At 66.4% G+C, this 8,894-nt stretch carries 8 protein-coding genes, 1 tRNA gene, 1 pseudogene and 1 riboswitch; of the genes and pseudogenes, 6 read left to right on the forward strand and 4 right to left on the reverse strand.

Annotation, left to right across the window (positions count from 1 at the left end; genetic code table 11):
• Nucleotides 1–100: 100 nt before the first annotated feature.
• The gene (locus MKK84_RS26200) at nt 101–346 is read left to right on the forward strand and encodes a pilus assembly protein PilZ (protein ID WP_243924951.1); all 246 of its coding nucleotides are present in this window, start codon (nt 101–103) and stop codon (nt 344–346) included.
• 9 nt (nt 347–355) lie between these two features.
• Here MKK84_RS26200 and MKK84_RS26205 read toward each other — a convergent pair whose 3' ends face one another.
• The 3 genes from MKK84_RS26205 to MKK84_RS26215 form a co-directional block, all read right to left on the reverse strand.
• Nucleotides 356–1,426, reverse strand: coding sequence for an acyltransferase family protein (locus tag MKK84_RS26205; protein WP_243924958.1), 1,071 nt, complete (start codon nt 1,424–1,426; stop codon nt 356–358).
• A 108-nt stretch (nt 1,427–1,534) separates the two neighbouring features.
• Nucleotides 1,535–1,909 carry an HNH endonuclease gene (locus MKK84_RS26210; protein ID WP_243924952.1) on the reverse strand — a complete coding sequence of 125 codons (375 nt, stop codon included), beginning with the start codon at nt 1,907–1,909 and terminating at the stop codon, nt 1,535–1,537.
• Nucleotides 1,910–1,932: 23 nt separating this feature from the next.
• Complete coding sequence (locus MKK84_RS26215) at nt 1,933–2,760, reverse strand: alpha/beta hydrolase (protein ID WP_243924953.1); 828 nt, start codon at nt 2,758–2,760, stop codon at nt 1,933–1,935.
• A gap of 164 nt (nt 2,761–2,924) precedes the next feature.
• Nucleotides 2,925–3,030, forward strand: a riboswitch (TPP riboswitch).
• Between the two features lie 73 nt (nt 3,031–3,103).
• Here MKK84_RS26215 and thiC point away from each other — a divergent pair.
• A complete protein-coding gene (thiC, locus tag MKK84_RS26220; protein ID WP_243924954.1) occupies nt 3,104–4,990 on the forward strand; it encodes a phosphomethylpyrimidine synthase ThiC in 1,887 nt (628 codons plus the stop codon).
• A gap of 22 nt (nt 4,991–5,012) precedes the next feature.
• Here thiC and MKK84_RS26225 read toward each other — a convergent pair whose 3' ends face one another.
• Nucleotides 5,013–5,414: a TY-Chap domain-containing protein gene (locus tag MKK84_RS26225; RefSeq protein ID WP_243924955.1), complete on the reverse strand. Its 402-nt coding sequence runs from the start codon at nt 5,412–5,414 to the stop codon at nt 5,013–5,015.
• A 345-nt stretch (nt 5,415–5,759) separates the two neighbouring features.
• Here MKK84_RS26225 and MKK84_RS26230 point away from each other — a divergent pair, with 345 nt between their 5' ends.
• From MKK84_RS26230 to MKK84_RS26245, 4 genes and pseudogenes are all read left to right on the forward strand, one after another.
• Nucleotides 5,760–6,095, forward strand: coding sequence for a flagellar protein FlaG (locus MKK84_RS26230; RefSeq protein ID WP_243924956.1), 336 nt, complete (start codon nt 5,760–5,762; stop codon nt 6,093–6,095).
• A 137-nt stretch (nt 6,096–6,232) separates the two neighbouring features.
• A tRNA-Gly gene (locus MKK84_RS26235) sits at nt 6,233–6,307 on the forward strand.
• 600 nt (nt 6,308–6,907) lie between these two features.
• Nucleotides 6,908–8,530, forward strand: a complete 1,623-nt coding sequence (locus MKK84_RS26240) for a DUF6538 domain-containing protein (RefSeq protein WP_243924957.1) — start codon at nt 6,908–6,910, stop codon at nt 8,528–8,530.
• Between the two features lie 30 nt (nt 8,531–8,560).
• Nucleotides 8,561–8,894 (forward strand): annotated as a pseudogene (locus tag MKK84_RS26245) (transposase); the annotation flags it as partial.

The following is an 8,894-nucleotide window of genomic DNA, read 5'->3' on the forward strand; positions in this document are numbered from 1 at the left end:
CCGCGTCTTCCCGCCGTATTCAGCCTGTTAACTGCGATCCGCCATGGTTCCGGGCATTCAGGCCCGGTTCGGCGGGCGGGTGCGGCCGAGGGAGTGTCTTATGACGGAGGACCGGCGCGGCACGTTCCGCAGGAACGCCTTCACGTTCGGCTCCTTGCTCCTCGCACACGGCGAGGTCAGTTGCCTGGTCTGGGACGCGACCGAAACGGGCGCTCAGATTGAGGTGGAGAACGATCAGCCGGTACCGGATCGTTTCCCGCTGCGCCTGACCGCTGATGGCGATCCGCGTCCGGTTACGGTCGCGTGGCGGCGAAGCCGGCGGATCGGCATCGCCTTCGAGGGCTGAAGCGGCTCGTCAGGTCGCCTGCAGGGCCGGACGCGCCGACCTGCGGGCCGGCGCCAAGTGGAACCATGCGGGCCGGACGAACAGGATCTTCAGGGGCGTGCCGCGCACGAGCCGTTCCAGAGCGAGCGGCAGCAGAACCGCGGCCACCATCACGATCAGGCTCACGGCACCGATATCCGCGATGATCCCGGTGCGCACGAGGATCTCCCGGGTCGCGGCCATCGGCAGCGAGAATGCGAGGTAGATGACGATCGAGCGCCGGCCGCAGGCGCGGATCGCTTCCGCCACGGGGCCGCCCGCCCAGCCGATCAGGGCGGCCGCCACCACGATCGCCAAGGCTCCGGCGGCGCCGAGGGCGAGGCTTACCAGGGGCAGGCTCGCCAGCGTCGGATGGGCGGGATCGCTCGCGGGTGTCATGGCCAACCAGGCCTCCAGGGCGGCCCAGATGGCAAGTCCGCCGAGCGCCGGCCCGACATGGCGCCGTGCCGTATCGGCCAGGGTGAAGATCCGGTCGGCGAACAGGTATGCGGCGACGAAGTAGACGTAACGTGCGCAGAACTCCTCGATCAACGTCGAGTCGCTGCGGATATCGGCGATCTGCAACAGCGCGGCCGCAGCCAGCAACACGCCGCCCGGCAGGCGGCGCAGCACCTTGGTGACCACCGAGAACACAGCCAGCAGGTAGATGAACCACAGGCTGGAATAGGGTTCGATCAGGGCGTGCGCGAGATAGGCCGCGAAGTCCGCGGGGCCGCCATCGCCGACGATCTTTCCGTACCGGGCCGCCGACTGGATCACCAGCCACAGCAGGTAGAAATAGGCGAAGTGGACCACGCGCCGGTCGGAGAACAGGCGCCAGTCGCGGTCGATCACCCGCCCCATGAACAGGCCCGACAGCAGGAAGAAGTCCGGGATCCGGAACGGTTTCGCGAAGGCGACCACCGGGTGGAGGAATCCCTCCCCGCCCATGGCGTCGCCGGTGCCCGTCACGGCATGCATCATCACGACCAGGAGGATGCAGATCCCCTTGGCGATATCGACCCAGGCCAGTCGATCCCGTGCGTCTGCTACTCCGGCCATCATCGCATCCCCGATACAAGGATGATCCTGGACCCCATGTGGTTGACGGCAAGATTCGAGGCGCAATCGATCTGCCGACGTAGCCAAGACTTCGTAAATATTCGCCGCTCAGATCTTGCGGCGCAAGGTCCGCCGGTCGCGGGTCATGCGCGTGGCGGCATGAAAATCGTCGGGCTTGCCGCGGACCCAGGCGAGAAACCGGGCGATCTCCGGATCGGTACGCAGCGCATCGACCTCGGCGAGCCGGTTGGCGATCTCTGCTTCGCTGTAGCGGGCGTGGATCGCCGAGTGGCAGATCTGGTGCAGCCGGACGGTGCCACGATGGGTTCCACCCTTCAGCTTGGGCGTCAGATGGTGGAGGCTGGAGCGGGCGCGCGGTGGGATCGGCCTCTCGCAGAGCGGGCAGACCGGATCGACCCGCGCGGCGTCGCCCGGCTGCGCGGGATCATCGGCATTCCAGCGCCGGGACCGCCGTCCGACCACGCACGCCCTCCTTCATCCGCCCACTACCCCGCCGTCTCGGCCGCCGCGCAGCCCCCGCCGACACGCGCGCCGAACGTAGCTTCTGCCTCGCGATCCCGGAGGCCCAGGATGGAGACGTGATCGCCCGGTACCAGCTCGATCCGCGCCCGGGGTCCGGCCGCGGCAGCGAGCGCCAAAGCAAGCTTGGCCGGCACCACCGGATCGTCGCGGCCCTGGACGATCAGGACCGGCGCCGTCCCGGAACGGATGCGCAGATCCGAGCGGTAGGTTTCGCGCAGGAGCCAGGATGGTGCCAGCGGGGCATGCAGCCGCACCGTGTGGGTCATCGAGTCGAACGGCGCCTCAAGGTAGAGCCCGATCGCGGAATAATGCTCGGCGACCGCGACCGCGATGGCTGCCCCGAGGGAATGGCCGTGCAGCAGGATCGGCGCACCCGGCGCCCGCGCCGCCGCCTCCGCCACGGCGGCCAGACCGTCGCGGATCAGGCCGTCTTCGCTGGGATGCCCGGTCGAACCCGGATAACCGCGATAGGCCGGGGTCAGCAGGCCCCAGCCGCCCGCCCGCCAGGGGTCTGCAGAGAAGCGCGCTGCATGCGGTTCCGGGCGACCACCGTTGCCGTGAAAGCTGACCACGATGCCGCAACCTGGCCGCGGCGCGCGCCAAAGGGCGTGCAGGGTTTCCCTGTCGCTGGTGGCGATCGTGATCGGCGCGACCTCCGGCGGCACCGGCGCGAGGGACGGTGGATGATAGGCGCCCGGATAGAGAAAGCGGCGTTGCCCAAGGGCGAGCGCGGCAAGCGCCAAGCCGGAGAGCAGCAGTACGGTAAGCACGAGACCGGCGAGAAGGCGCATTCGAAACGGCGGTGAGCAGCGTTTGGCGTGAGTGCCCTCCCCTAGGCCCGCCCGGGTCGCCCTTGCAATCGGGGCCGCTTGGAACGCTGCCAGACCATCCGGAGCGGATGTCGTTCGGACGTTTTACGCAGCATTGACAAAGGCACCGGCAACCGTGAGTCTTGAATCGTTCCGAGGGGAGCCCCGCAGGGGGCTGAGATTGGGCATCCGGCCCTGACCCTTGAACCTGATCCGGCTCATACCGGCGGAGGGACGGGAACCTGCGGCTGCGCGCCTCGCGGCCGGCTCTCTCATCTCACCCATCGCGTGGACCGGACCGCTCCGAAGCGAGGAGAGGCCCACGATGAACGCACCCGTTCGCCCCAAGGACGTGACAGGCAACCCCGAGGCCGTGACCACCGGTCCGGTCACCGGATCGCGCAAGGTCTATGCGAGCCCGGCCGGCCGCTCGGACATCCGCGTGCCCTATCGTGAGATCGCCCTCTCCGACCCGAAGGAAGCACCGGTGCGGGTCTACGACCCGTCGGGCCCCTACACAGAAACCGACGTACGCATTGACCTCAGCGCCGGCCTGACCGGCGTGCGCGAGCCCTGGATCGCGGCCCGCGGCTACGCGGCGGTCGAGCCCCGGGCGGTCAAGCCGGAGGATAACGGTTTTGCCGGCGACAAGCTCGTGGCCCCCTGCCCCGCCGAGCGGACCATCCGCAAGGCGGCGCCCGGCCAAAAGGTGACGCAGTACGAGTTCGCCCGCGCCGGAATCATCACCGAGGAGATGATCTACGTCGCCCACCGCGAGAACGCCTGCCGCGAGCAGATGCTGGAGGGCGCTGAGGCCACGCTCGCCGACGGCCAGAGCTTCGGCGCTTCGGTGCCGCCCTTCATCACCCCCGAATTCGTCCGCGACGAGATCGCCCGGGGCCGCGCGATCATCCCGGCCAACATCAACCACACCGAATTGGAGCCGATGGCGATCGGCCGGAATTTCCTGGTCAAGATCAACGCCAATATCGGCAACTCGGCTGTGACCTCGTCGGCCGCCGAAGAGGTCGAGAAGCTGGTCTGGTCGATCCGCTGGGGCGCCGACACGGTCATGGACCTGTCGACCGGGCGCAACATCCACAACATCCGCTCGTGGATCATCCGGAACAGCCCGGTTCCGATCGGCACGGTGCCGATCTACCAGGCACTGGAGAAGGTCGGCGGCGATCCGCTCAAGCTCGACTGGGAGGTGTTCAAGGACACCCTGATCGAGCAGGCCGAGCAGGGCATCGACTACTTCACCATCCATGCCGGCGTGCGCCTCGCCCACGTGCCGCTGACCGCCCGACGCGTCACCGGCATCGTCTCGCGCGGTGGCTCGATCATGGCCCGCTGGTGCCTCGCCGGGCACCGCGAATCGTTCCTCTACGAGCGGTTCGACGAGATCTGCGACATCATGCGGGCCTACGACGTGTCGTTTTCGCTGGGCGATGGATTGCGCCCCGGCTCGATCGCCGACGCCAACGATGCCGCGCAGTTCGGCGAGCTCGAGACCCTGGGCGAACTGACCAAGGTCGCCTGGGACAAGGGCTGCCAAGTGATGATCGAGGGCCCCGGCCACGTGCCGATGCACAAGATCAAGGTCAACATGGAGAAGCAGCTGAGGGAGTGCGGCGAGGCGCCGTTCTATACCCTCGGCCCGCTGACCACCGACATCGCCCCCGGTTACGACCACATCACCTCCGGCATCGGCGCCGCGATGATCGGCTGGTTCGGCACCGCGATGCTCTGCTACGTCACCCCGAAGGAGCATCTCGGCCTGCCCGACCGGGACGACGTGAAGACCGGCGTGATCACCTACAAGATCGCTGCCCACGCCGCCGACCTCGCCAAGGGCCACCCGGCCGCGCAGCTGCGCGACGATGCGCTGAGCCGCGCCCGGTTCGACTTCCGCTGGGAGGACCAGTTCAACCTGGGCCTCGATCCGGATACGGCCCGCCGCTACCACGACGAGACCCTGCCCAAGGACGCCCACAAGGTCGCGCATTTTTGCTCGATGTGCGGGCCGAAATTCTGCTCGATGAAGATCACGCAGGACCTGCGCGCCGAGGTGCTGGCGATGGAGGAGGCCGGCGAGGTCGTGGGTGCGGCGCCCGTGATGACCAAGGCCGAGGCCGAAGCCGGCATGAAGGCGAAGTCGCAGGAATTCCTGGCCGAAGGCGGGAAGCTCTACGTCGACGCCGCCGAGTGAGGCGACGGCACGCCCGGTCCGTTCAGGATGCGGGCGTGCCACAGGCAGCGATCGGATCGTCGCCGGAGGGAGCCTGGATCTCGATGACGGATCCCGGGCCGGCACCGTAGCCGTCGTGCAAAGCCGCGAGCATCAGATCCGCCGCGATGGTGACATCCGGCGGGTCCCCGATTTCGACCTCGCGGGCGAAGTTCTTGCGCGGGCTCGCCTGGACATAGCCGAGCGCGTTCAGAGCCGCGCGCTCGGCCGGGTCGAGCCGCAGCCGCCCTTCGCCGGTTGGACCGTAGGCGCCGGACGAGGCCTCGCAGAACATCCGTGTGTCGCGATCGTGGTAGATGCACTGCACGTAGCGCTGGGGCGCGCCGCGCAACGCGACGATGATGAAGCGGTCCCGCGACTCTTCGACCAGGCCACGCTGATGCATGATCTCGAGGCGCTCCGCGATCGCGCACCGATGCCGCGCAATGAAACGGGCCCGGGACGCCGCCGTACTGCCCAAGTCCGCCGCGGCGAGTGGCGACGTCACCGTGATCATCAGAACGGCGCAGACCCAGCGCATCCAGATTTCCTTCCGCGGGCACTTGCGGGTGGGACGCTGCGGCCCCTGCATCAACCGAAATCACCACGAATTTGTGTCGGTGCGGTAACGGAATGTTCAGTGCATGCCGGATCACCGCTTGGCGGCCCGTGGATGACCAGCCAGCGTTAAGGAACGCTTAGGCTGCGTGGCAGCTGAATCCTCCGATCACAGGACAGCAGGAGATCAGCCATGGAGATCCGCCCGCTCGCGGCCCCGCCGGGACCGCAGGGCCTCGATGCCCTCGGCGCCACGGCCGCCCCTGCGGAGACGCAGCAGCCGTCCAAGCCGCCTGTGAGCGCCAAGACGTTGGAGCCTGCGGTGAAACTCGACATCACCACGACGAACGGCAAGGCGCGATACATCAAGGATCTCGATACCAGCGCCATCGTCTTCCAGGTGGTGGACACCACGTCCGGCACCGTGATCGATCAGCTGCCCAGCGAGACCGCATTGCGGAACCGCGCCTACGATTCCGCCCGCGAGACGCAAAAACAATCAGCCGGTAGCGTATCGCGGGTCGCCTGATTCCCGGGACCGCACGCGGCGGATGATCCGTTTGACGCCGTCGCGGTCCGGCTGCTAGATCATGCCCAAGCATGAACGCTTCGGGTTCGGGCTGAGCGGTTGCTCCGCTTTTGCCGCCCCGGACGCCGTTTATGTGGGCGGGCGTAGTTCAGTGGTAGAACGTCAGCTTCCCAAGCTGAATGTCGTCGGTTCGATCCCGATCGCCCGCTCCATGAATTTCTGCCGTAGTCGCAAAGGCTTGCAGCGCTCGTTACAGCCGATTCTAATGCGGGTCTGTTCCCGGCGTACAACGCTCGTACAACGGCTGCTCGCTATTCGTCCGCAGTGACGTAAGCAAACCCGCCAGGCGGCATCCTTATTCTCCTAGTTCCTTCGCTGAGAATTATAGTTCTTGTTCTGGGGGTTCAAATTTCTCCCTCATTACCACTATTTCTATCGGGCTTTTCGGCGCTACCGACGATCCGGCCGGTAAATTCTGCCCGGATTGGTAAAGATGACGGCTGTGTGGCCGGGCCACTTCAGGTCCATTGCTATGCGATGGCGCTTTCGTTCCTTCAGCTCAAGCCATTAATGACCGGCAACCGCGCCGATTGCGGTGAGCACGTCGGCCACCTGTGAGCTTGCAGCAGCAAGGGAGCGGCGTCGGCTCTATTTTAGATGCGTTTTCCAAGCAGGGAATGAGGATTCGAATTCCTCCGTCGCCGCCAAGCTAAATTATTGTAACTCTGATCTTTTTAATTAAGGCCGACGCTGGACGGCACCGCGCCCCGTCACAGCCGGGGCCCCGGTCCCGGCCAGGATCGGGTTCGAGCATGTTCGTCGTTAGGCGTGGCGACCGTTGGTGGTTTCGCAAGGCCGTCCCTGTTGACCTCGTCGACGTGCTCGGCATCGCCGAGATTCGTCAGTCGTTGCGTACCAGCAACGCCCGCGAGGCACGGCGGAGGGCGCTGGAGGTGCTGGTCAGGGTCAAGGACGTCTACGCTGCCCTCCGGACAGAGCGCCCGCTGCGCCCAGCCCGTGACGCCGCCCTCGCCATGCTGCAGCAGGCGCTCGACGCCACCTCAGGCAGCCCGTGGGCAATCGACAGAAAAGGACGTTTTTTTCGCGAGGTTGCCAGCGTCCTGCGCGGGATGGGCGACGGGGACCTATCAGGCGGCGAAAGGGATGATCCTCCCGATTTGAGAGATGTCGGTGCCGACGGCCGCGTGGCTGGGCACGTCGTCAAAACCCTCGATGCGTTGCGCATCCTTCAGGGCGAGCGCCCGGCGGGTGATGAGAACCGAATTGCCGTCGCTGTCCTGCGGGCGGTCGCCAGGATGAGCGGCGGTCACCTTGAGGATACGGCCACCGGTGCTCGGGATCTCGATGCGGCGCTCTCCGCTCTCTCCACGTCAACGGATTGCGCGACGGCACCCTCCACGGCATTCCCCTTCGAGCAACTCCGGGCCCTCCTCGCTTCCAAACTAGCGAAGCTGCGCGCGCTCGCTTTCGACGCCCAGGCCATACGGGAGATGATCGCGTCCGAGGTCCGCGCCGGCGTCACCCGCGCGGCTACCGAGCGTTGGTCCAGCATGCCCCTGTCGCAGGCCATCGCCAAGTTCGAGGTCGACGAGGTCCGCAATCGCGGAGGCGCCAAGCATCAGGAGGACGCACCCCGACGGTTGGCCTCCTTTCTCCGCGCTATCGGCGACAAACCTACCCGCGAGATCACCCGGGACGATCTTCGGGCCTACAGGGACCTTCTTGACCAGGCGTCGGACCGCTTCACGCTGCGTTTCGGGACGCATGACATCGCGGAGGCCATCGCGGCGAACCGGCGCCTCGCGCGCCCTTTCCGAACCATCGAAAAGGTTACCGTCGACCTGAAATACATCGGCCCTGTTCGGCGCATGTTCGAATTCCTCGTGCGCGAGAAGCTGCTTGGCTCGAATCCCGTCGACGATATACGGCCCACGCAGAAGGAAACGTCGAGTTCGAAGGCCAAACGCCTCCCCCTAAAGCCGGCGCACATCACCGCCCTTCTCGAACGTACCGCGAAGGAGCCCGTGATTTCCGCGACCTATTGGGTCCCGGCGATCATGCTGTTTAGCGGCGCCCGCCCTGGCGAAATCGCACAGCTGAAGGTCGGCAACCTGGACGAGACCTTCAACGGTCGCCCCCACCTGAGCGTGCTATGCCTCAAGGACGACGAGGACGAGGAGCCGGACGAAGAGGTGACGCGCATGCCCCCCGAGGATTTGCGGCGGGTGAAGACCGAGGCGGCCCGGCGCATGATCCCAGTCCACCCCATGCTCGTGCGGATGGGCCTGCTTGACCTGTTCCACCGCTGCAGACGCGGACCGGACACGTCGGGATTACTATTCAGGGACGTTAAGCCCATTGCCCACGGCAGTCGACCTTGGCCTGACCGTCTGGCTTTGGACCGGGCTGATTGAGAGGATCAGCCAGGACCAAAGGAGTTGGACATGCGGCGAGGCCAGAAGACGAACGCGGAGCAGGTCGTGCTCAAGCTGCGCCAGATTGAGGTGCAGACTGCCCAGGGCAAGAGTTTGGCCCTTGCATGCAGGGGGGCGGAGATCTCCGAGCAAAGTTGCTACCGCTGGCGCAAGGCGTACGGCGGCCTTCAGGTCGATCAAGCCAGGAAGATGAAGGATCTGGAGCGCGAGAACGCTCGTCTGCGCCGGCTCGTCGCCGACCTTTCTTTGGTGGGTCAGGTGCTGGCGGACGTCGCCTCGGGAAACTTGTAGCCCCCGAGCGACGCAGGCAGGCGGTGGACGGCATCCGTGAGAAGTACGGCCT

It is taken from the genome of Methylobacterium sp. E-065, from assembly GCF_022829605.1.
GTDB lineage: Bacteria > Pseudomonadota > Alphaproteobacteria > Rhizobiales > Beijerinckiaceae > Methylobacterium.